18 protein-coding genes, 1 tRNA gene and 2 pseudogenes are annotated in these 22,073 nt (G+C 43.8%); 16 read left to right on the top strand and 5 right to left on the bottom strand.

All coding sequences use genetic code 11. The annotated features are described in order from the left end of the window. The first annotated feature begins 2 nt into the window (after nucleotides 1–2). From GT348_RS04930 to dnaE, 7 genes and pseudogenes are all read left to right on the top strand, one after another. Nucleotides 3–823 (top strand): annotated as a pseudogene (locus GT348_RS04930) (type III pantothenate kinase). A gap of 26 nt (nucleotides 824–849) precedes the next feature. Beyond that, a complete protein-coding gene (locus GT348_RS04925; protein WP_160618767.1) occupies nucleotides 850–2,508 on the top strand; it encodes a ribonuclease J in 1,659 nt (552 codons plus the stop codon). A 12-nt stretch (nucleotides 2,509–2,520) separates the two neighbouring features. After that, nucleotides 2,521–3,837 carry a proline--tRNA ligase gene (gene proS, locus GT348_RS04920; RefSeq protein WP_160618766.1) on the top strand — a complete coding sequence of 439 codons (1,317 nt, stop codon included), beginning with the start codon at nucleotides 2,521–2,523 and terminating at the stop codon, nucleotides 3,835–3,837. Continuing rightward, the gene (locus GT348_RS04915) at nucleotides 3,837–5,084 is read left to right on the top strand and encodes a lipoprotein-releasing ABC transporter permease subunit (RefSeq protein WP_160618765.1); all 1,248 of its coding nucleotides are present in this window, start codon (nucleotides 3,837–3,839) and stop codon (nucleotides 5,082–5,084) included. Before proS ends, GT348_RS04915 begins: the two co-directional genes overlap by 1 nt. After that, on the top strand, nucleotides 5,077–5,778 hold the full coding sequence (locus GT348_RS04910; protein ID WP_160618764.1) for an ABC transporter ATP-binding protein: 702 nt from the start codon (nucleotides 5,077–5,079) through the stop codon (nucleotides 5,776–5,778). Before GT348_RS04915 ends, GT348_RS04910 begins: the two co-directional genes overlap by 8 nt. 17 nt (nucleotides 5,779–5,795) lie before the next feature. After that, nucleotides 5,796–6,512, top strand: a complete 717-nt coding sequence (locus GT348_RS04905) for a CBS domain-containing protein (protein ID WP_160618763.1) — start codon at nucleotides 5,796–5,798, stop codon at nucleotides 6,510–6,512. Between the two features lie 17 nt (nucleotides 6,513–6,529). After that, a complete protein-coding gene (gene dnaE, locus GT348_RS04900; protein ID WP_160618762.1) occupies nucleotides 6,530–9,958 on the top strand; it encodes a DNA polymerase III subunit alpha in 3,429 nt (1,142 codons plus the stop codon). Here the strand turns inward: dnaE and GT348_RS04895 are convergent. From GT348_RS04895 to GT348_RS04880, 4 genes are all read right to left on the bottom strand, one after another. Then, nucleotides 9,955–10,869, bottom strand: a complete 915-nt coding sequence (locus GT348_RS04895) for a hypothetical protein (RefSeq protein WP_160618761.1) — start codon at nucleotides 10,867–10,869, stop codon at nucleotides 9,955–9,957. The two genes, dnaE and GT348_RS04895, sit on opposite strands and share 4 nt — an antisense overlap. An 80-nt stretch (nucleotides 10,870–10,949) precedes the next feature. Continuing rightward, nucleotides 10,950–12,788 carry a cobaltochelatase CobT-related protein gene (locus tag GT348_RS04890; RefSeq protein WP_160618760.1) on the bottom strand — a complete coding sequence of 613 codons (1,839 nt, stop codon included), beginning with the start codon at nucleotides 12,786–12,788 and terminating at the stop codon, nucleotides 10,950–10,952. Next, nucleotides 12,785–13,729 carry an AAA family ATPase gene (locus GT348_RS04885; RefSeq protein WP_408865158.1) on the bottom strand — a complete coding sequence of 315 codons (945 nt, stop codon included), beginning with the start codon at nucleotides 13,727–13,729 and terminating at the stop codon, nucleotides 12,785–12,787. Before GT348_RS04885 ends, GT348_RS04890 begins: the two co-directional genes overlap by 4 nt. 115 nt (nucleotides 13,730–13,844) lie before the next feature. Continuing rightward, the gene (locus GT348_RS04880; RefSeq protein WP_160618758.1) at nucleotides 13,845–14,429 is read right to left on the bottom strand and encodes a J domain-containing protein; all 585 of its coding nucleotides are present in this window, start codon (nucleotides 14,427–14,429) and stop codon (nucleotides 13,845–13,847) included. 71 nt (nucleotides 14,430–14,500) lie between these two features. On the opposite strand from GT348_RS04880, the gene GT348_RS04875 reads away from it, so the two are divergent. Together GT348_RS04875 and GT348_RS04870 are read left to right on the top strand one after the other, a co-directional pair. Further along, nucleotides 14,501–14,848, top strand: coding sequence for a BolA family protein (locus GT348_RS04875; protein ID WP_160618757.1), 348 nt, complete (start codon nucleotides 14,501–14,503; stop codon nucleotides 14,846–14,848). After that, a complete protein-coding gene (locus GT348_RS04870; protein WP_160618756.1) occupies nucleotides 14,845–15,486 on the top strand; it encodes a LolA family protein in 642 nt (213 codons plus the stop codon). Before GT348_RS04875 ends, GT348_RS04870 begins: the two co-directional genes overlap by 4 nt. On the opposite strand, the gene lipB is transcribed toward GT348_RS04870, so the two are convergent. Then, complete coding sequence (gene lipB / locus GT348_RS04865; protein WP_160618755.1) at nucleotides 15,467–16,144, bottom strand: lipoyl(octanoyl) transferase LipB; 678 nt, start codon at nucleotides 16,142–16,144, stop codon at nucleotides 15,467–15,469. The two genes, GT348_RS04870 and lipB, sit on opposite strands and share 20 nt — an antisense overlap. A gap of 85 nt (nucleotides 16,145–16,229) precedes the next feature. On the opposite strand from lipB, the gene GT348_RS04860 reads away from it, so the two are divergent. The 7 genes and pseudogenes from GT348_RS04860 to GT348_RS04830 all read left to right on the top strand — a co-directional run bounded on the left by GT348_RS04860 (nucleotide 16,230) and on the right by GT348_RS04830 (nucleotide 22,055). Further along, nucleotides 16,230–16,315 (top strand) — tRNA-Leu (locus GT348_RS04860). Nucleotides 16,316–16,618: 303 nt separating this feature from the next. Further along, entirely contained in the window at nucleotides 16,619–17,488 is an 870-nt protein-coding gene (locus tag GT348_RS04855) for a UTP--glucose-1-phosphate uridylyltransferase (protein ID WP_160618754.1), read from the top strand. A 9-nt stretch (nucleotides 17,489–17,497) separates the two neighbouring features. Continuing rightward, nucleotides 17,498–18,900: pseudogene (gene pgmG, locus GT348_RS04850) on the top strand (phosphoglucomutase/phosphomannomutase PgmG). 8 nt (nucleotides 18,901–18,908) lie between these two features. Beyond that, nucleotides 18,909–19,637, top strand: coding sequence for a ComF family protein (locus tag GT348_RS04845; protein WP_160618753.1), 729 nt, complete (start codon nucleotides 18,909–18,911; stop codon nucleotides 19,635–19,637). Nucleotides 19,638–19,658: 21 nt separating this feature from the next. Continuing rightward, nucleotides 19,659–19,925: a glutaredoxin 3 gene (gene grxC / locus GT348_RS04840; protein WP_160618752.1), complete on the top strand. Its 267-nt coding sequence runs from the start codon at nucleotides 19,659–19,661 to the stop codon at nucleotides 19,923–19,925. Beyond that, nucleotides 19,897–20,436, top strand: coding sequence for a DUF2147 domain-containing protein (locus tag GT348_RS04835; protein ID WP_160618751.1), 540 nt, complete (start codon nucleotides 19,897–19,899; stop codon nucleotides 20,434–20,436). The genes grxC and GT348_RS04835 overlap by 29 nt, the downstream gene beginning before the upstream one ends. A 371-nt stretch (nucleotides 20,437–20,807) precedes the next feature. Further along, nucleotides 20,808–22,055, top strand: coding sequence for a lactonase family protein (locus GT348_RS04830; protein WP_160618750.1), 1,248 nt, complete (start codon nucleotides 20,808–20,810; stop codon nucleotides 22,053–22,055). The last annotated feature ends 18 nt before the right edge of the window (nucleotides 22,056–22,073 follow it).

Genomic DNA, 22,073 nt, shown 5'->3' with positions numbered 1-22,073 from the left:
GGGTGCTTCTCGTCATTGATGCGGGCAATACCAATGTGGTTTTTGCTCTTCATGACGGTAGGTCATGGGTAGGGCGCTGGCGCATATCAACTGAAGATCGTCGCACTTCCGATGAATATGCCGTTTGGCTTTTTGGGTTAATGGAGCGAAAAAACATAGATACAACCCAAATTAAAAGAGCCATCATCGGAACAGTTGTTCCTGCAACTTTATATGATTTAAGGCGTTTATGCCGCGAATGGTTTAAGATAGAGCCATTAATAGCCAATAACGACTTATGCTGGGGTCTGGACGCTCTCATCGATAATCCTGAAGAACTGGGCGCAGACCGGCGTTTAAACGGGCTGGCGGCTCATCATATTTATGGCGGCCCCTTATCGTCGTTGATTTTGGGACCGCAACAACCTTTGACGTTGTTGACCAAGAGGGTAATTATTGCGGTGGAGCGATTGCACCAGGTGTCAATCTCTCTATGGATGCGCTTCATAGGGCTGCGGCACGCTTACCGCGTGTAAGTATAGGGCGCCCCAGTGAAGCAATCGGACGCAACACTAATACAGCCATGCGCTCGGGCCTTTATTGGGGATATATCGGGCTCGTAGAAAATATTCTTAGTCGTATCGAATTTGAAATGAATTGTGCCGTTAAGGTTATTGCCACAGGTGGATTAGCAGAGCTTTTTTCAGAAGGTACAAAGCGTTTTGACCATATAGCACCTGAGCTAACCTTAGAAGGTTTACGAATTTTAGCGGATAGAAACAGGCCGCAACTCTCACAGAATTCTTCGGAAACCATATTATTTCCGGGCAGCTTAGAAAAATGACTTTTTAATAATATGAAGGTTTAAAAATGACAGAAATGAAAGATAGTCTAGCCTTTCTGCCTTTGGGTGGAACGGGCGAAATAGGGATGAATTTTAATCTCTATCGTATGCGGCTTGAGGGTGAGGAGCATTGGTTAGCGGTTGATTGCGGTATTGGTTTTTCAGGAAATGATACACCAGAAGCAGATATTTTAATTGCGGACCCTACTTATATAGAGGAACATGCTCACAAATTATGTGGGCTTGTTATAACGCACGCTCATGAAGATCACTTAGGTGCTGTTGCGTATTTATGGACACGATTAAAGTGCCCGATTTATGCAACGCCTTTTGCCGCTGCTGTGCTGCGTCGGAAACTTGGAGAAGCACGCTTAAGTAATCGTGTTACGATTCACGTAATTCGACCTGCTTCTTTTTTCAGTGTGGGACCGTTTGATCTACAGTTCATACCTGTAACCCACTCTGTTGTTGAGGCGCAGGCCCTCGCGCTCCATACGCCTTTTGGTCTTATTTTACATACTGGAGACTGGAAGCTCGATCCTAACCCTCTTATCGGCCCAGTAACTGATTTAGAGGCTCTGAAAGAACTGGGTAAAAAAGGTGTTTTGGCGCTAATTGGCGATAGCACAAATGCCTTGAAAGAAGGTCCTTCACGATCAGAATCAGAGGTGCGTGATAGCTTATTTAAGCTTATTGCCGGTCTAAAGGGGCGCGTTGCAGTAACGTGTTTTGCCAGTAACGTTGCACGTATTGAGACAATCGCCCTAGCAGCCAAGGCAGCAGGACGCCAGGTTATGATTGTAGGGCGTTCACTCAAAAATCTTGAAATTGCGGCGCGTGAATGTGGTTATTTAACCGATGTGCCTTACTTCCTTACTGAGCATGATGCACAAGATGTCTCAGACGATAATCTTTTAATGATCGTAACGGGAAGTCAGGGTGAACCTCGCTCAGCTCTCTCTCGCATTGCAGCCGATGTTCATCAAACTATTTCTCTGGGTGAGGGGGATACGGTTATTTATAGCTCTCGTGTTATCCCAGGCAACGAGCATGCTGTAGTCAATGTGCAAGATAATCTTACACGTCGTGGGGTTTGCGTCATTACTGATAAAGATGCTTTTGTCCACACATCAGGTCACGCAACGAGCGAAGATATCCGTTACCTTTATAGCCTGGTAAAGCCACGTTATAGTATTCCAACACATGGTGAATGGCGTCATATGACGGCTCATGCTGCTTTGGCACATGAGGCAGGATCTGAAGTTGTTTTGCTGGAAGATGGCGATATTCTTAATCTGAGCCCTGATAAGGTCGAGGTTGTTGATACTGCTCCCACAGGACGTTGGGCCGTAGATGCAGGCCGGTTATTACCTTTATCTGGGGGTGTGCTTGCGGCACGGCGGCGCATGCTCTTTAACGGTATGGTTATCGCTAGTTTTGCAGTTGACGAAGAAGGTTACGTCATAGGTGAGCCGCGTATTAGTGCTCCAGGTTTATTAGATGACCAGGATCCTATAAATGTGCGCATTAGAGATGAATTTGCCCAGGCTATTGATGAAATTCCGGATGAGCTCAGGCATGATGACTATGCTTTTCAAGACGCAGCTCGCACGGCTTTACGTCATGCCTTAGGCCGTAAGCTGCAAAAGCGGCCCCAAGTTGATGTTCACCTTCTGCGTGTTTAAGGACCGCTTTTTATGCGATTAAGTCAAGCTTACCAACCTACGTTAAAAGAAGTTCCTGCCGAGGCTCAAATTGCCTCCCATCGTCTGATGTTAAGGGCAGGTCTTATCCGCCAAACCTCTGCCGGAATTTATGCCTGGCTGCCGGCTGGGCTTCGGGTGCTGCGTAATATTGCCCAGATAGTGCGTGAAGAGCAAAATGCCATTGGCGCTGAAGAAATTCTTATGCCTACATTACAGTCGGCAGAATTATGGAAGCGCTCTGGGCGATATGATGCTTATGGACCAGAGATGCTGCGCATCCAGGATAGGCATAAACGTGAGTTATTATACGGACCAACGAATGAAGAGATGGTCACAGATATTTTTGGCACTACGGTAAAATCATATCGTGAGTTGCCAAAAATGCTCTATCATATTCAGTGGAAATTCCGAGACGAAATTCGTCCACGCTTTGGTGTGATGCGCGGTCGTGAATTTTATATGAAGGATGCTTACTCTTTTGATGCGTCATATGAAGATGCTGAAAAGAGCTATTATCGTATGATGCTCTCTTATCTGCGTATTTTCCGCAGATTAGGGGTGCAAGCTGTGCCAATGGCGGCCGATACAGGGCCAATTGGTGGTAATTTAAGTCATGAATTCTTAGTACTCGCTCCTACAGGAGAAAGCGGCGTATTTTATAATAATGACTGGGATTCCATAGACTGGAATAGCTTGCCTCTTGATCCGAAAAAAGACGAAGATTTAGATAAATTAAAAGATCTTGTGGCTAATAGCTACGCCGCAACAGATGAAAAACACGATGAAGCATCCTGGGCAAAATTGCCAGATGAAAAACGTCGTGAAGGACGCGGTATAGAAGTTGGTCATATTTTTTATTTTGGTACCAAATATACCGAATCTATGGGCGTAGAAGTCAGCGGTGCTGATGGAGCTGCTTTTCATCCCCATATGGGTTCCTATGGGATTGGGGTCTCTCGTTTAGTTGGGGCGATCATTGAAGCGTCTCATGATGACGCTGGCATTATATGGCCAGAAGAGGTGGCGCCTTATAAGGTTGCTTTGTTAAATCTTCGTCCTGGAGATGAAGTATGTGACCAGCTTTGCGAAGAATTTTATGCTTTAAAGCCCGATGCGATTCTTTATGATGACCGTTCTGAAAGGGCTGGCGTAAAATTCAATGATGCTGATTTAATGGGACATCCCTGGCAGGCTATCATTGGGCCACGTGGTGCTAAAACACGCACTATTGAGCTTAAAAACCGTGCATCAGGTGAAAGACTAGAACTTACTTTTGATGACGCTATTGCGAAACTTGGGTTGAAATAATGTTTGGTCGCTTTGAGCGTCTCGTTGCGATGCGTTATCTCCGTGCCAGGAAGGGGGAACGCTTTGCTTCTATTATCGCCTTCTTTTCACTTATTGGAATCGCCTTAGGGGTTGCGACATTAATTATCGTCATGGCGGTAATGAATGGCTTCAAAGCAGATCTTATGGGGCGCATATTAGGTCTGCATGGTGATCTGAGCGTTTATGGATATGGTCAAACGCTTAAAGATTATCGTGATGCGACAATGATTATTCGTCAGGTTCCTGGTGTGAAACAAGCTGTTCCCATGACACAGGGAACAGTGCTGGTTGAAGCACCACATTATTCAACTGGTGCAGAATTAGAGGGTGTTGATCCTGCAGATTTAAAAAAATGGACCGCATTAAGTAGTGGCATTGTTGAAGGAAGTTTTGACGATGTAAAAGGTGATGATGCAGTTGCTATTGGGATAACAATGGCTGAGCGTTCTGGAGCTCACGTAGGGTCTACGCTCACTATTTTATCGCCTAACGGTCAGGCAACACCTTTTGGGACCATGCCCCGCGTGCGCAGAGTACGTGTTGCAGCGATATTTGATGCCAATTGGAATGATTATAATAGCAATATTATCATCATGCCTTTGCTAGCTTCCCAGAAATTTTTGCTAATGGGCGATAGCGTATCTCTCATTCAGGTAAATACAATTGATCCTGTGCATGTTCAGGAGATAACGCGCCGTGTCGTTGATATGCTTAATGACCCGAGATTACGTGTCCTGGACTGGACACAAAGCGCTAATGGTTTTCTTGATGCCGTCAATGTTGAGCAAAATGTCATGTTTCTGATTTTGACTCTCATTATTCTGGTGGCAGCGTTTAATGTCATTTCTTCACTTATCATGATGGTGAAAGATAAAACACGCGACATTGCTGTGTTGCGTACTTTTGGCGTTAGTCGGGGCGCTGTAATGCGTATATTTTTGATGTGCGGTGCTTCTGTTGGAGTTTTGGGCACGGTCATCGGAGCCATTTTGGGAATTTCTTTTTCACTCAATATTGAGCGCATCCGCCACGTTTTAGAATCGTTGACAGGGACGAATTTGTTTAATCCTGAAGTTTATTTTCTTTCACGCCTACCAGCTCATTTAATCTGGTCACAGGTGATTGAGGTGATTATCCTGTCCCTCGTGCTTTCACTCCTTGCGACACTTTATCCTTCTTGGCGTGCAGCTAAAACTGATCCTGTGGAAGCGTTGCGTCATGAATGATTTTTCACACCAGTCTCAAGATTATGTTCTCGAACTTAAAAATCTTGCCCGCTCTTTTCAGTCAGGGGAAGAAACGATCAATGTTCTTGCTGGCTTAAATTTTGGCATTAAAAAGGGCGAAATTGTCGCCCTCGTTGCCCCCAGTGGAACAGGAAAATCAACTCTTTTGCATTTGGCAGGGTTATTGGAGGCCCCGACAAAAGGCAGTGTCATCATAGAAGGTTTTTTGACCGATAAACTTAATGACAAAAACCGCACAGCCTTGCGTCGTGATGAAATCGGTTTTGTTTATCAATTTCATCATCTTTTAGGCGAGTTTACAGCTTGCGAAAATGTTATGTTGCCGCAAATGGCAGCTGGTGTTAGCCGCAATAAAGCACGTGCAAGAGCCGAAAATTTACTGTCCCGCTTTGGGTTAAAGCATAGATTAAATGCTTTACCAGGGCGGATGTCTGGAGGGGAGCAGCAGCGTACGGCTATCGCACGGGCTTTGGCTAATCGTCCTGCTTTACTTTTAGCCGATGAGCCAACAGGCAATTTGGACGTGTATACTGCTAGCCTTGTATTTAAAGAATTGATGCGCGTTGTAAGAGAAGAAGGCGTTGCAGCCTTGATTGCTACGCATAACGAATCTCTAGCCGCGGCAATGGATCGTACGGTAACGTTAAAGGATGGTAAAATAGCGACAATTTGAGATAGGGGATTCCTTAAATGCGTGATGTCAGATCAGTAATGCACAAAGGGGCAATCCATGTTGGGCCAACAGAGTCCCTGGTAAATGCCATAGAGATCATGCTTGAACACGGTTTAGGGGCTCTACCTGTATTAAGAGCGGATGGTACGCTTACAGGAGTTGTGAGCTCGACTGATTTGTTATGGCGCTCTGAACTCGATACGGGAACCGTCCCTGAAGGTTTTTTTACGCGTTTTACTCATGAAGATAATGCACGCACCTTTGTTCATCTTTATGGCCGTCAGGTGTGCGATGTCATGACGCGTGATCCTATCTCCATTTCTCCTGATATGCCTCTAAATGAGGCCATTGAAATTATGCGCCACAAATCAATTCATAGATTATATGTTACAGAAGACTCTAAATTAGTTGGTGTTTTAAGTGGGCGTGATGTCATGCATGTTTTGCGTGAAAAGCTTCTTGAGAAAAAACCAGCCCTAAATGACGAGCAAATTACCCAAAAACTTCATGACATTCTGAGTAAAGCCAAATGGGCAGCAGATGTTACCTTTAAGGTCGAAAACGGTACTGTCATTTGGGAAGGGGCAGCACGTGATGTGACTGACCTGCACGCTATGCGGGCTTTAGCCGAAGATATTCCAGGCGTTAGAGCAGTCGAAGATCGGACATTTCTACTTAAACCTGGGGTGGGATTTGCTCGCCCGAAAGATTTGCTTCCGGACGAATGGTATTAGCGTGATATAAAGATTTTATGAGCCACGCAAATTTTATACATCTTCGGAATCATTCTGCTTATTCTTTAAGTCAGGGGGCTATTCGTGTAACGGATTTGGTGGCCCTTGCTGCTAAAAATAATATGCCTGCTGTGGCACTGACAGATAGCGGAAACCTGTTTGGAGCCCTGGAATTTTCATTAGCCTGTAAAAAATCTGGCATACAGCCCATTATAGGCTGTCAGTTGGCACTACCCTCACATAGTGAAAAAGTCGGTGCCCCAGCAGAACCTTTGGTGGTTCTTGCCCAAACTGAAGAGGGATTGGAAAATCTTCAGTTCCTTTCATCTGCTGGGTTTTTAAATGGAGATCCGGCTGATCCAAGTGTGGCGCTAGATGTATTATGCTCTCATGCTCAGGGCCTGTTTTTGCTCACTGGAGGGAACAGGGGTACTTTAAATCAGCTTTTGGTTTCTGATCAGCAAGAAAAGGCTCGATCTTTATTAATAAAATTGCAGGAGCACTTTAAAGGTCGCATTGCCGTAGAGTTAAACCGGCTCAATGAAAGTGGTGAATCTGTTTCAGAACCTATTTTGGTGCGCTTGGCAGATGAAATGGGCTTACCTCTGGTCGCAACAAATGAATGTTTTTTTCCGCGTCCAGAATTGCACGAAGCACAAGATGCTCTTTTATGCATTGCTCAGGGCTGTACCATGGCCGAAGAAGATCGGTGGCGCGTTTCTTCAGAGGCATGGTTTAAAAGCGAAGCTGAAATGCGTGAGGTCTTTAGTGACCTGCCAGATGCATGCGACAATACGGTTACCATCGCTAAGCTCTGTGCCGTATCAGCTTCAACACGCAAACCACTCCTGCCAATCTGTCCTAAAGTCAGAGAGGGAAGCACCGAAGAAGAAACTTTGCGTGCCATGTCATGGGAGGGTCTGGAAAAGCGCCTTTCTGTCATGTCCGATGGTGAGGATAAGCGTGCTGAATATGAAGAACGTTTAAGGACAGAGCTTGATATTATTGTCGGAATGGGATTTCCGGGTTACTTCCTCATCGTTGCTGATTTTATTCAATGGGCAAAATCTCAGGGCATTCCGGTAGGGCCTGGTCGTGGTTCTGGTGCAGGGTCTCTGGTTGCTTATGCTCTGACCATCACTGATATTGATCCGCTTCCTTTTGGATTATTGTTTGAGCGCTTTCTGAATCCAGAGCGTGTCTCCATGCCAGACTTTGATATTGATTTCTGTCAGGACCGGCGTGACGAGGTTATACGTTATGTGCGTCGTGAATATGGAACAAATCAGGTCGCTCAAATTATCACTTTTGGTAAATTACAGGCTAAAGCGGCAATTCGTGATGTAGGACGCGTTTTGGGGTTGCCTTATGGTATGGTTAACCGTGTTGCAGAACTTATTCCTAATAACCCTGCCAAACCGACACCCTTAGCCAAGGCGATTGACGAAGAGCCGCGCTTACAGGAAATGCGCGATACGGATGAGACTATTAAACGTCTCATGGAAATTGCCTTGCAGCTGGAAGGCCTTTATAGGCACGCCTCAACACATGCCGCTGGTGTGGTGATTGGTGATAGAGAGCTTGTAAAGCTCGTGCCTCTCTATCAAGATCCGCGCAGTGATATGCTCGTTACCCAATATAACATGAAATATGTGGAGCAGGCGGGTCTCGTTAAATTTGACTTTTTGGGACTAACAACCCTCACAATTCTTAAAAGAGGGGTCGACTTTCTTAAAAATCTGGGTGTGGAAGTCGATCTTTCCCGCATTCCGCTTAATGATGAACGAACTTTTGATATGTTGGCGCGGGGTGATACGGCTGGCGTGTTTCAGTTCGAGGGTGCGGGCATGCGTGATATGCTCAAGCAAATGGCCGCAAGTAGGCTTGAAGATTTAATTGCCGGAGTGTCTTTATATCGTCCGGGACCAATGGCTAATATTCCTGAATATTGCCGGCGTAAGCATGGTGCTCCATGGTCACCACCTCACGAAGAAATTCGCCCTATTCTTGAAGAAACCTACGGAATAATGGTTTACCAAGAGCAGGTGATGCAAATTGCTCAAAAAATGGCCGGCTATAGTCTTGGAGGTGCTGACCTTTTACGCCGTGCCATGGGGAAAAAAATTGCCTCAGAAATGGAAAAACAACGGGCTATTTTTCGCGAAGGGGCAACCAAAAGAGGCATTTCTGCTGAGAAGGCCGAAGAAGTCTTCGATATTATGGCGAAATTTGCCGATTACGGATTTAATAAATCCCATGCAGCGGCTTATGCCCTTGTTTCTTACCAAACAGCCTGGATGAAGGCGAATCACCCTGTTGCTTTTTTGGCAGGTTGCCTGTCACTGGCTCGGGAAAAAACCGAAAAACTTGCTGCTTTGTGTCAGGAAGCAAAGCGAATGAACATTAAGGTTCTTCCTGTCGATATTAATCGCTCTCAAGCAGATTTTTCTATTGAACGGCTGGAAAATGGAGAGCTGGGCATTAGGTATGCGCTCTCAGCTATTAAGCGCGTTGGTGCTGTGGCTATGGAGGGTTTGGTAAAAGATAGGGGGAATGAGGACTTTAAGGATCTTACCGATTTTGCCGAGCGTGTTGATTCGAAAAATATTAATAAAATTCAGATTGAAAGCTTGGCTAGAGCAGGGGCTTTTGACTCACTCATTGATGATCGTCATTTAGTTTTTGCTAATGCTGAGACAATAATACGCAGGGCCCAGGAAAAAGCGAGAGAACGCCAGGTGGGTCAGGCCGGTCTCTTTGGTGGTCAGAACGACACTACCATGCGAGAAACACTGCATTTAAAGCCTGTTTCTTCCTGGCCAGATTTTGAACGTCTTTCTCATGAAGCCACAGTTATTGGGTTTCATATGAGTGCACACCCGCTTGATACCTATCAGCCAGTGTTAAGACGTTTGGCCTGTAATCCAGCAGTGCAATTAGAGGCATTAGCTCAGGCCGGAACAACCAGAGTTAAAATTGCAGGTTGTGTTGTTGATAAAAAAGAACGACCAACACGTACAGGCAAAAAAATGGCTTGGGTGACATTAACTGACAGTACAGGCAGTTGTGAGGTTACACTTTTTTCAGAAACGCTAAATACATGTCGCGATTTATTAGTTGCTGGGCAAGCTATTTTAGTTAATGCTGAACTTAGATTAGATGGTGATGCACTGCGTATTACTGCCCAGAGTGTTATGGATCTTGAAAAGGCAGCAGAAACGGAAAAAGCTGAAGTTCGTTTGTGGTTCGATGATCAAGCTCTTTTAGAACCCTTAAAAACTATGCTCGAAAACAGCATAGGGGGAAAAGGTCGGGTTACATTATTACCGACCCTTCAAGAGACACGTGATGTAGAGGTTATATTACCCAACCATTATAAAGTTACACCACGTTTTGTTGAAAAATTATTGACTTTAAAAGGAATAAAAAAACTAGAGCATAATTAATGCTGTTGAAGATTGATTGGCATAACCTTCCCATTCACTTTGACCTTGGCATTGCTGAGCTCTACGTTCCATCCCGTACGATGATTAGGCTCTCTGTCGCCAAGTAAGCGTGCTACAAGAAATGCAGCCGTAACTTTGACAGGGGCAGCACGGCTTAGCTCATCAATTAATTTACCGATTTTGCTAATACTAAGGTGAATATTGGCAGTTGAGTTAGGAAGATCTTTTGCAGCATGGACCGTGCCATGACCATCAATTTCACTTACGCCAATTGAAGTGTGAAAATTATTAATGGTGAAGTTAAAAGGTAAGGTCGTAGAGGGCACTAAACTTACGTCACCAGATGCATTTTGTGGAAAAAGCGGATAAGCTCTTCCATCAAGGCCTTTTGCCTCAAACTGGGCACGAATAAGCGGGGAAGTGCTGATTAATTTTACGTGAAAAGACCGAACAAATAATTTGCGGTCCGGTCTTATAATCTCAATATTTTGCCATGTTGCTTCTGGAAGGCTACCTTTAACTTCCTCAATTTCGGGAATATTAGAATTTCCGCATGCTGCGGGTAGTTCATGGTGGTAAGACACCAAAACACCATAAGCGGCGGCAGCGTTTATTCTGATCAGGGCATCTTTATCCAGTTTTCTTTTAGGATCCGATAAAGCTGACGTGGCGACATTAATTTCATAGCCAGTCCCAACAAGTTCAGCGTGAAATTTCTTAACTGAAAGACTGCTACCTTTTCCTACTTCCTCTTGGGCTGAATAGCGAAAACAACTATCAGGCAAAGGCGCCAAGGTGCGACCGTAAGAATTAGAAAGGCTCAATCCGGCTAAAGTTGTTGTCAGGGCTATAAAGGTTGCGATTTTTGCCCTGGGCAAAAAGCAAAACTTTGGAAGAGTAATGAGATGCATAATTTACCTACAAAGCTCCGCTATTAGATAAAAACTTAGTTAAAAAAATGTGTTTGGATCTGTTATTACGAGTTTAAAAATCATAAAGCCAATTTTTTACGATTATTAACCCGCGTTTTGGCTGTGTTTTTTGAGGGTGTGAAAAGGGTACTTAACTGTGTGACCATTGTATCGCCTAAATCTTCCGCAGAGCCAATCGTCACGCTATTGGCATAATAACGTGTAACATCATGGCCAATCCCAATGGCTAATAATTCAATAGCACGATCAGCTTGAAGTCGTGCTATGACTTTATGTAAATGAACATCCAGATAATCAGGCATATTGGCCGAAGCGGTGCTGTCATCAACTGGTGCACCATCAGAAATAACCATTAAAATACGCCGATGTTCAGGGCGCATTTTAAGCCGACGAGAAGCCCATAAAAGAGCTTCACCATCAATATTTTCTTTCAGCAGACCATCACGCAACATAAGACCTAAGTTTAAGCGGGCATGGCGCCACGGTTGGTCAGCTGATTTATAGATAATATGTCGTAGGTCATTAAGACGCCCAGGCTGAGGAGGGCGACCTTCTTGCATCCATTTAAAGCGACTTTGTCCGCCTTTCCACGTTCTGGTGGTAAAACCTAAAATTTCGACTTTAACGCCGCAACGTTCCAGGGTGCGTGCTAAAATATCACTACAAATTGCTGCCGTGGTGATAGGAAGCCCACGCATAGAGCCAGAATTATCTATAAGTAACGTCACAACAGTTTCTTTAAATTCAGTGTTGCTTTCCTGCTTGTAGGAAAGAGGTAGCGACGGGTTACTTACAATACGAGGAAGACGGGCAGCATCTAAAATGCCATCCTCTTCATCAAAACTCCAATGACGTTGTTGCTGGGCTAAAAGACGACGTTGTAGTCGATGAGCCAGACGAGAAACAAAATCCTTTGTTCGCTCTAATTGGTGATCAAGTTGCTCTCGTAAAAAATGCAGTTCTTCAGGGTCACATAAATCATCTGCGGCGATAATTTCGTCAAATTCACGTGTGAAAATCTGGTATCCATCAGCAAATTTTATAGGCTCAGAAAGTGAAGTTTCATCATTGTCAGAGGGGCCGGCAGCTTTTTCGTCTCCATGTTCACCCTGAGTTAGTAATGCTTCTATCTCTTCAGAACTGAGATCTCCTGAAGCTGATGATTCTTCACCAGTCTGATCCGTTTTGACAATTTGCTGTTCAGAGCTTTGCCCTTCGTCAGTGCCTGAGCTTTCTGTAGAAGATTCAGAGCCTTGTGATTCATCAGTGCCTTGCTCAAGGTTGTTACTGTCAGAACCTGACCCTGGTTTTTGGTCTTTTGTTAAACCAAAAGATGCGAGGAGAGCTTTGCCCGCTTCAGAAAATTTTTTTTGGTCACTTTGAGAGTTTGCCAGAGCTTTAAAAGCCGCTTTTGCCTGAGGCGTAAGGGTCTCACGCCACCTCTCAAGTGCTGGAGCAGTTATAGTCTCATCAAGTTTGTGGCCTAACATAGCCTCTCTTGCCAGTAATTCTATGGCAAGGCTAGGCGGCATGTCATCACGACGAATCATTTCTGAGGTTTTTAATTGAAGAGATCTATCGTGAAGACGTTGAAAAAGATTGGCTCTTACACCTGCGAAATGACGTGAACCATAAATTTCGCATCGTGCCTGTTCTAAACCATCAAAAATAAGTCTTGCATCAGGTTCGGAAAAAGAAGGCTCTAATGCTTCATTATGGTACCGATGTCTAAGAGCATAAGAATCAACCAACCCCCGCATCTTCGCCTGTTGTTCTGATGAAAATTTGTGAAAATTTTCGATCTGCAACTCAGCGGGGGCAGTGATATCGTGATCAAGGCTTAAAGTGCGTAAAGTCGCCAGGGCAGCCTTATGAAAAAGCTCGTTTTTGACTGTCATGATGTTAACGGCAAAGGTGAGGCATTAAAGCAGCGCTGGTAATATTCAGCGATAATTTCGCGCTCAATCTCGTCACATTTATTCAGAAATGAAAGACGGAACGAAAAAGCGAGATCTTTGAAAATAAGATAATTTTCTGCCCAGCTTATGACTGTTCTAGGTGACATGACAGTTGAAATATCACCCTGCATAAAGCCCGTACGCGTTAAATTAGCTAGGGCAACCATTTTGCCTATAAGATCATTTTCAATTTTTGAAGCTAGGCGAGATGAAATAATCTGCTCTTCTTGCAAGGGAGGAAGATAATTTAGCGAGGCAACAATATTCCATCGGTCCATTTGGCCCTGATTAATTTGTTGCGTTCCGTGATAAAGGCCTGTCGTATCACCTAAGCCGACCGTGTTTGCCGTCGAAAAAAGGCGAAAAGAGGGGTGAGGGTGAATGACACGATTTTGATCAAGCAAAGTCAAAGCGCCATTTGTCTCAAGCACGCGCTGAATAACAAACATGACATCAGGACGCCCCGCGTCATATTCATCAAAAATAAGGGCGCATGGATTTTGTAAACACCAGGGGAGCAGACCTTCTTTAAATTCTGTAACCTGAAGACCGTCTCGCAGGGTGATGGCGTCTTTGCCTATAAGATCAATACGTGAAATGTGACTATCAAGATTTATACGGACGCATGGCCAATTTAAACGTGCTGCAACCTGGTCAATATGAGAAGATTTTCCTGTGCCGTGATAGCCCTGTATCATGACCCTGCGATTATACATAAACCCTGCCAAAATAGCGCGGGTCGTATCAATATCAAAGCAATAAGCATTATCAATCTGAGGGACATAATCAGTACGCTGAGACCAGACGGGAACGTCAAAATCAAGGTCCAGATGAAAAAGCTCTCTGGCAGGTTTAACACTATCAGGCTTGCTCGGCAGGATGTTGTCCAAAGAAGAATCAGTTGAAAAAGTCACGGCGGCACTCCTGCAATTAACCTATCAAGGTGGTGTGTTCTGTGAAAGCGGCTACTTAAAGGTAATAAATAAACTTCAATTTTTAAGATGAAGAAGACGAGAAATGCTCTTTTAAAGTTGTATAAGCTGTTCCTACAGCTTTAAAATGTTCCTCCGCCTTTTTGTCACCAATATTAGCATCAGGGTGGTAACGTCGCGCCAAATGGCGATAGCGGATTTTCACGTCTTCCAGGGTTGTCGGCCATACTAAATTTAAAGTAGCAAGTGCCTGCTTTATAGGCTCTTTAATTTTTTCTACCGGTTTTTTAGTACGTCTTGCATTGCGGTGCTCACGAAGTAGGTCGTGAGGATCATCAAGATCATCAATCGTGAAGTTTGGTTTGGCAGCTCCACCAATTGAACCTAATTTCCATGAAGGACGTTGCCAGGAAGTATCAGCACGTAATTGAGCTTCAATTTGGCCAGGCGTCATACCCTTATAAAAATCCCATTTCGAATTATATTGGCGCACATGCTCCAAGCAGAACCAATAATAATTACGCAAGTTATCTCTCCCCTTTGGAGCACGATAACCTGCGGCTTCATCGCAATCAGGATGATCACAAAGCTTGTTGGGGGCTTCTGGGTCGGGATCAAAAGCTTTAAATTTAGACGTTCTTCGTTGCATAAAGAGGCATATGGGGGAGAGTTTTTCTCATATTCAAGAGATATAAAGCATTTTCTTAAGAAAGAAGTGGCATGACAGTAGAATCTTTTAACAAAACACCTATAGCTAACCAGCCTGTGACAAATCGTGATGAGCGCATGCGCCTTATTTTAGAAGAAGCATTAGGGCCTTCACAAATTGAAATTATAGATGAAAGTAAGCGTCATGCCCATCATATAAAAAAAATGCTCGTGCGCGACGAAAGTGGGGCCCCTAGTGTAGAAGGGCAAACTCATTATAGAATAAACATTGTCAGCTCTAAATTTGATGATTTAGGAAGACTGGCCCGGCATCGCCTGGTTAATGAGCTGTTAAAAACAGAATTTGAGAGCGGTCTTCATGCTCTAACGCTTACGTTGAAGGGAGAGAAGGAAAAATGAAACCGGTCTTTCGTGCAAAATTTTTATCCGCTTTTTTTGCCGCGGCAGTTCCTTGCGCTTTACCACTTGCGCTCTCTGGTTGTGCTGTAAGTGGCTATTCCCAGCTTTCTGGAACGAAACAGGCTGATGTCAAAAGAATAGAAACTTACTTAAATAACCTTCACTCGCTTGAAGCAAGTTTTGCGCAAAATGGCCTGGGGAGTAACCAGCAGGGAGATGGACATTTTGTCTATGTTCCTGGCGCCTTAAGAATGGATTATGAGATTCCGGCAGGGCTTTTAGTGCTTGCTCATGATGAAAAACTCATGATGATTGATAGTAAAAGTGAAGCTGTGACACAGCTATCTCTTAAAAAAAACCCCCTTGGATATCTGCTTAGACACCCACTTAATTTTAATGAAAATGTTGAAGTAAGTGATGTGCGTTATGGCAGCGATACTGTGCAAATTTCTTTGGCCCAGGCTGATAATCCCTCTCAAGGGCTGCTCACTTTGCAATTTTCTGATGTAAGAGGAAAGCTTTCTCTGGTCGGGATACGAGGCACAGATGCTCAACATCGGCATTTTGGGCTTTCTTTGTACGATGTGCATGAAAATGTGCCTGTATCAAAAGAGATTTTCACATTTCCTTCAAATTAGAGCCAAAAATATGAGGCCAGGATTCTATTAAGGCAGAATCGGCTTTATCCATTTGAATGTCAGGGTAAAAACGCTCAAGACTTGTTACGCCAAATTCGCGGATTCCACAGGGTATAATACCTTCAAAATCTTCTAAATTTGGCCTGACATTTAAAGAAATTCCGTGCCAGCTCACCCAACGGCTAATGCGAATCCCAATCGCAGCAATTTTTGACTCTTCCTTCGTTATGGGGTCATAGCACCATACCCCAACGCGGTTCTCGCGCGTAAAAGCGTCAATATTAAGAAGTTTTAATGAATTTATAAGCCAATTTTCTAATCCCGTGACATATGAGCGTATATCACGAGGCGCAATGACGCCATGAGGCTTTGTTAAATCCATCATTAAATAGGCAATTCTTTGCCCAGGGCCATGATAAGTCCATTGTCCGCCACGTCCGGCGTTAAAAGTAGGGTAGTTTTTGGGGTTAAGCAGATCTTCTTTTTTGGCTGAAGTTCCCGCCGTAAATAGAGGAGGATGGCTCGTAAACCAGGCTGTCTGTCGATTCGTGCCCTTTTGTATTCCATCTACAATATGCTGCATTTTATCGATGGCAGCTTGGTAGGGGCAGAGATTTAAATCTCGCTTTAAAAATATTTCTTCAGAAAAGTTAGTCATGGTGTTGCCCTCTTTGTTTGTATGGGCTATACGCCGTCCCACCGGAGCGGTCACGTCAAAAAAGACACTGCTCCGTAGCTACGGGGCGGCCGTGGCGGAATGGTAGACGCGCAAGCTTGAGGTGCTTGTGGGAGCAATCCTGTGGAAGTTCGAGTCTTCTCGGCCGCACCATATTTCACCTGAACTGATAGGTGAATTTTATTTCCCATAATATAATTTAGTCATTTTAACGATTTCTCATTTAGAGAAATCTATAGTCGTGTACGCGATAAAACCTGCCTTTTATGTCCTTTGTTCTTCAAAGATGTAGTTAGAATTAATTTAAGGTAATTTGCCCTTTCCTTATCTTACTTTTATCTTTGATGACGAAAACATGGTATTTTCTGACGTTTAAATAAGTGTGAATAATAATTTGTCACATAGATGGCGCAATATTATCGGGAAATACGTTTTATTAGAAAGGTTAATAAGTTTATGATTAAACCCTTGCGTAAAGCTGTTTTACCTGTAGGCGGTCTTGGAACACGTTTCTTACCTGCAACTAAAGCCATGCCTAAGGAAATGCTTCCTGTTGTTGACAAGCCGCTCATTCAATATGCGATTGACGAAGCGCGCGCAGCAGGGATCGAGGAATTTTGCCTCGTTACAGCAAGGGGGAAAGATAATCTTATTGACTATTTTGATGCTGCTCCCGAGTTGGAAAAGACACTACAGGATCGTGGTAAAACCTCAACTTTAGCGGCTCTTGAAGCAAGTGCTATCAGCGCGGGCTCCATGGTGGCTGTGCGGCAAAACATGCCACTAGGTTTAGGGCACGCTATCTGGTGTGCACGCAGCTTTATTGGCAATGACCCTTTTGCGATTTTACTTCCTGACGATATTGTCAAAAGTGATCGCAGCTGTATTGGCCAATTAGCCGATATTTATCATCAGACAGGTGGAAATGTCGTTGCAGTAAACGAAGTACCGCAGCACCTGACAAATCAATATGGTATTTTGGAAACAGGTAAAGATGACGGCAAATTGGTAGAAGTTAAAGGCCTTGTTGAAAAGCCTGCTCCTGCTGACGCCCCCTCAAATCTTTCTATTATTGGCCGTTATGTGCTGACGGCTGATGTGCTGGAGCCTTTGTCACAGCTCAAAACAGGTGTGGGTGGAGAAGTTCAGCTCACTGATGCTATGGCGCAATTAATCGGCAAGCAACCTTTCCATGGTTTACGCTATGAAGGCACTCGCTTTGATTGTGGTAGCAAAGTGGGCTTCTTGGAAGCACAGATTGCAATGTCAATTGAGCGCAGTGATCTAGGTGATGACGTACGTGCATTCCTTAAAAAATATATCTAAGGAGCTGTTATGACATTTAAATATGAATTTGAGCCGACTAATCTGCGTGAATATGATATTCGCGGGATTGTAGGTAAAACCCTCCACCTTGAAGATGCATATGCTATTGGCCGCACTTTTGGCAGTATCATCATTCGCAATGGTGGAAAAACACTTATTGTCGGCTATGATGGCCGGGTTTCTTCTCCTTCATTAGAAGAGGCTCTTGTAAAAGGAGCTTCTGCATCGGGAGTAGAAGTGCGCCGGGTTGGACGTGGGCCTACGCCCATGCTCTATTTTGCGGCCGTAACAGGTCATGCAGATGGCGCGATTATGGTCACAGGAAGCCATAATCCACCAGATCATAATGGCTTTAAAATGATGCTAAAGGGCAAGCCCTTTTTTGGCGAGCAGATCCGTGAATTAGGCCGTTTAGCGGCTCAGGGGGATGTAGTAGCGCAAGCTGAGGGCAAAATAGAGTCCTATGACCCTTCAGAGGCCTATATTGAACGTCTTCTTAAGGATTATGACGGAAAACGTCCCTTAAAAGTTGTGTGGGACAATGGCAATTCGGCAGCAGGTGAAGTTTTACAACGTCTGGTGAAAAAACTGCCTGGCGAACATATTGTTCTTTACCCAGAAATTGATGGGCATTTCCCTAACCATCACCCTGATCCGACTGTTGAAGCTAACTTACAAGACCTCATTGCAGAAGTCCGTAAGCAAAAAGCCGATGTAGGTATTGCCTTCGATGGTGATGCTGACCGCGTTGGCGTTGTGGATAATGAAGGTAATATTCTCTGGGGCGACCAAATTTTAGTGCTTTTGGCTAGAGAGGTATTGCAGCATCATCCTGGTGCAACAATTATCGCTGATGTCAAAGCAAGTCAGGTGCTCTTTGACGAGATAGCCAAAGCGGGGGGAAACCTCTTATGTGGCGCACAGGACACTCACTTATCAAAAGTAAAATGGCTGAAACAAAATCACCTTTAGCGGGTGAAATGTCGGGTCATATTTTCTTTGCAGATAAATGGTATGGCTTTGATGATGCCATTTATGGCGCGATCCGCATCATTAGTGTTGTGAGTAAGTTAGAGGGAACACTTTCGCAAATGCGCGAAGGGCTGCCTAAAATGGTAAGCACTCCCGAATTACGTTTCCCCTGTGATGATAACCGTAAATTTGATGTCATCAAAGAAGTAGCAGCACGCTTGAAAACCGAAGGCGCTGAAGTGTCAGAGATTGATGGCGTCCGTGTTTCTACTTCTGACGGGTGGTGGCTGCTTCGTGCCTCCAACACTCAGGCTGTGCTTGTTGCACGTGCAGAAGCCTTTAGTGAAAAAGGATTGGAGCAGTTGAAAAATGCTTTGGTAAAACAGCTTGAGGCTTCAGGCTTAAAGGCACCTGATTTTTCTGCCCCTGCCTCACATTAAAGACTAATTTGAAAAAACGTATTTTAGATTTCCTCTTTCCGTCTGTTTGTTTCCTTTGCAAAGAAGAAATAGCAGATGGGAGAGGTTTTTTCTGTGCCGACTGTTTTGCATCACTCCGCTTTATTATTGATCCTTATTGTCAGTATTGTGGAGAGCCTTTTGCCTGCGAACATTTGGGAGGCAAAGAAAAATGTTGTTTGTCATGCGAAGAAAATCCACCGCCATGGCAACAAGCACGAGCTGTCTTTGTTTATGATGACGCCTCGCGAAAACTAATTTTACCACTGAAATATGCTGACCGTCTTGAAAATATAAGCCCGCTTGCCCAGCTTATGAGCAAGTTTGGAAAAGATCTTTTTGCAGACCATCCAGTTTTAGTACCAGTACCGCTTCACGCTTTTAAATTATGGTCACGAAGATATAATCAGTCAGCTTTATTAGCTCAAAAACTTGGTAAGTTACTGCAATTAGATGTTGTGCCAGACGCTTTAATTCGTTGTCGTTCAACTAGGCCACTAGCACATCTTTCTGTTAAGCAAAGACATGAGGAACTTAAGGGCGCTTTTCAGATTAATAAAACTCAATTTAAGAAAATAGGAAAAAGGCCTGTTGTTTTAATTGATGATATTTTAACTACCGGAGCCACGGCTGAAGCTTGCGTAACAATATTAAAAGAAGCTGGTTGCGAAAAAATTAGTCTTTTAGTCGTAGCGCGTGCTTGTGAACAAACATTGTAAGTAAGTTAAGGACTTTTAAACATGCCAAAGATAGAAATTTTTACACAATATGGGTGTCCTTACTGCGTAAGAGCTGTCGTTCTTTTGAAAGAAAAAGGCGCAAATTTTACAGAAATTAACGCTCCTCATGGTTCAGTAGAACGTGAAGAGTCCATCCGTCGCTCCGGAGGGAAAAGGACCGTCCCTCAAATTTTTATAGATAATGTTTCTCTTGGTGGGTGTGACGATCTTATGCAACTCGAAAGAGAAGGAAAATTAGATGCTTTATTGCGAGGGAAGCAAAATTAACCACCAAGAGCTACGTCATAAAAAATTAGGCTTTTGGTTAGGATTATGTTTTCTGCTTTTGAGCCTAACACCAGCTTACGCAAAATCTGCTCCGGACTCTTCCACCATTAAAGAGGAAGGTCTTTGGCTGGTGGAATCCAAAGACGGCATTTTTCGTATTGGTGCTTGCGATAAATCCAAAAATTCTAAAGATCTACGTCTTTGTGGCTGGCTTGTTGGTATGAGTTATACTGAGGGTGAACCTGCTGTTGATTATTGGGGGCGCTCTGAATGTGGCCTGGCCATTATTCAAAACTTAAAACGTGATGATGATGGTGCATGGTATGGAGCTATTCTTGATCCAAGGAATGGACGAAAATACCAGGCAAGAATTAAGTTAGAGAAAAATGGTCAATTGCAATTAAGAGGCTATCTGCTTCTTCCTATATTTGGTGAGAGCCAAAATTGGACCCGTTATAAAGGTCCTGCTATCGGGCCAAAATGTAAGATGACTGCGCAAAATAAAAAGTAAGTCGACATTTAAAACCGTATAAAATTTTCAATATGTCATTGGAAATTCAAAAATTCTGCTTGGCCTTCTTTATGTATATAATTGATAAAATGAGGCAAAAGCAGTTTTTTTGGGAATTTCGCTTGATAATTCGTGAAAGAGTCCTGAGTGTTTCAAGATTATTACGATTTCGAACTTTGTTCACTTCCTAAGTTGAATTTTTAATCTGACCTGATTTAGTTGGTCAAATCTTGAAAGCTGCGCTATCACTCAAAGTAATCTTGTTATTAGGTTTCATAAAGCTTTGGTGAGTTTATAATAGACTCACCTTGCAATAATTTTTTACGACGGAATAGTCTAATATTCCGAATTGGAAGGGGTATACGCGCATTATGTCACAGCATTTTTCCCGACGTAGTTTTGCTTTGGGGCTTACGGCTTTAGGTACTGCGGCTGCGACTTATCCTTTAAGAGCAAAGGCCGCTGGTTTGCGCGGTCAGTCCAAGACACTTTGCTTTGTCGGTGGCTATACAAAACATGGCCCCCCAGGTGGTGAAGGAAATGGCTCAGGTATTGCTGTTTTCGAGATGGACAAAGAGTCAGGGTCATTAACGCAGATTGCAACATTTACAGATATTGCTAGTCCGTCATTTATTACACTCTCTAAAGACCGCAAATTTCTTTATGCTTTAAGTGAAATTGACGATTTCAACAAAGCAGGAGATGGCTGTGTTACAGCCTTTGCTGTTGATACACGCACGGGCACGCTGGCAAAATTAAATGCTGTTAGTTCGGGTGGCGCAATCCCTGCGCATTTAAGTATTCATCCTTCTGGTAAATATTTACTTGTCGCAAATTATATTGGTGGCAGCGTAAGTGTTCTTCCTATTCGTAAAGATGGGTCTTTAGGACAGGCAACAGACGTTGTGCATAACACAGGACCACGCCAGCCAGATCGTGCAGATGATAATCCTCCTGGCAATTTTGCGATTTCAGATCATAGCGGTTCTCACCCTCATATGATTGCTACCGATCCAAGTGGCCGCTTTGTAATTGCAGATGATGCTGGATTAGATCGTGTCTATGTCTGGACGCTGGATTTAAAGAGCGGAAAGCTTGTTCCGGCCAAGACACCATATTTTGATATGAAACCCGGTTCTGCACCAAGGCACTTTGTTTTCGATCACTCTGGCAGAATCATGTATAATCTCTGCGAACAAAACTCAAAAGTTGATGTTTGCAAATTTAACCCGGAAACGGGAGAGATTTCTGTCATTCAAAATGTTAGTACAGTAAGCTCACATTTTAAAGGTTCAACACTGGCTGCGGAAATTTTGATTTCCGAAAATGGTAGACACGTATATGTGTCAAACCGATTAGGGGATTCTCTGGCTGTTTTTGAAGTTGGCCGGGACGGTACCCTCACATTACAAGACGAAGTTTGGATGCATGCCGATTACGGCCGGGCGATGATGTTTGATCCTAGCGGCAATTTCCTCTTTTGCGCGAATCAGCGTTCAGATGCAGTTACGTCTTTCCGTGTCAATAAAGCCACTGGTGAGCTGACTTTCACCAATCACTTTACAGCGGTCGGTAGCCCCACAACCTTTGCTTTTATGAACACTGATCCTGAATTTTAAAATCAGATTATAAAATTT

Origin of the sequence: Aristophania vespae (assembly GCF_009906835.1) — a bacterium.
GTDB lineage: Bacteria > Pseudomonadota > Alphaproteobacteria > Acetobacterales > Acetobacteraceae > Aristophania > Aristophania vespae.
The sequence above is the reverse complement of the archived record's forward strand: the minus strand, read 5'-3'. Positions and strand labels throughout refer to the sequence as shown.

Bases quoted from the DNA above. Each gene is read 5' to 3' on its own strand.
- GT348_RS04925 (WP_160618767.1), top strand. From the start codon at position 850: ATGACAGAAATGAAAGATAGTCTAGCCTTTCTGCCTTTGGGTGGAACG.
- proS (WP_160618766.1), top strand. From the start codon at position 2,521: ATGCGATTAAGTCAAGCTTACCAACCTACGTTAAAAGAAGTTCCTGCC.
- GT348_RS04915 (WP_160618765.1), top strand. From the start codon at position 3,837: ATGTTTGGTCGCTTTGAGCGTCTCGTTGCGATGCGTTATCTCCGTGCC.
- GT348_RS04910 (WP_160618764.1), top strand. From the start codon at position 5,077: ATGAATGATTTTTCACACCAGTCTCAAGATTATGTTCTCGAACTTAAA.
- GT348_RS04905 (WP_160618763.1), top strand. From the start codon at position 5,796: ATGCGTGATGTCAGATCAGTAATGCACAAAGGGGCAATCCATGTTGGG.
- dnaE (WP_160618762.1), top strand. From the start codon at position 6,530: ATGAGCCACGCAAATTTTATACATCTTCGGAATCATTCTGCTTATTCT.
- GT348_RS04895 (WP_160618761.1), bottom strand. From the start codon at position 10,869: ATGCATCTCATTACTCTTCCAAAGTTTTGCTTTTTGCCCAGGGCAAAA.
- GT348_RS04890 (WP_160618760.1), bottom strand. From the start codon at position 12,788: ATGACAGTCAAAAACGAGCTTTTTCATAAGGCTGCCCTGGCGACTTTA.
- GT348_RS04880 (WP_160618758.1), bottom strand. From the start codon at position 14,429: ATGCAACGAAGAACGTCTAAATTTAAAGCTTTTGATCCCGACCCAGAA.
- GT348_RS04875 (WP_160618757.1), top strand. From the start codon at position 14,501: ATGACAGTAGAATCTTTTAACAAAACACCTATAGCTAACCAGCCTGTG.
- GT348_RS04870 (WP_160618756.1), top strand. From the start codon at position 14,845: ATGAAACCGGTCTTTCGTGCAAAATTTTTATCCGCTTTTTTTGCCGCG.
- lipB (WP_160618755.1), bottom strand. From the start codon at position 16,144: ATGACTAACTTTTCTGAAGAAATATTTTTAAAGCGAGATTTAAATCTC.
- GT348_RS04855 (WP_160618754.1), top strand. From the start codon at position 16,619: ATGATTAAACCCTTGCGTAAAGCTGTTTTACCTGTAGGCGGTCTTGGA.
- grxC (WP_160618752.1), top strand. From the start codon at position 19,659: ATGCCAAAGATAGAAATTTTTACACAATATGGGTGTCCTTACTGCGTA.
- GT348_RS04835 (WP_160618751.1), top strand. From the start codon at position 19,897: ATGCTTTATTGCGAGGGAAGCAAAATTAACCACCAAGAGCTACGTCAT.
- GT348_RS04830 (WP_160618750.1), top strand. From the start codon at position 20,808: ATGTCACAGCATTTTTCCCGACGTAGTTTTGCTTTGGGGCTTACGGCT.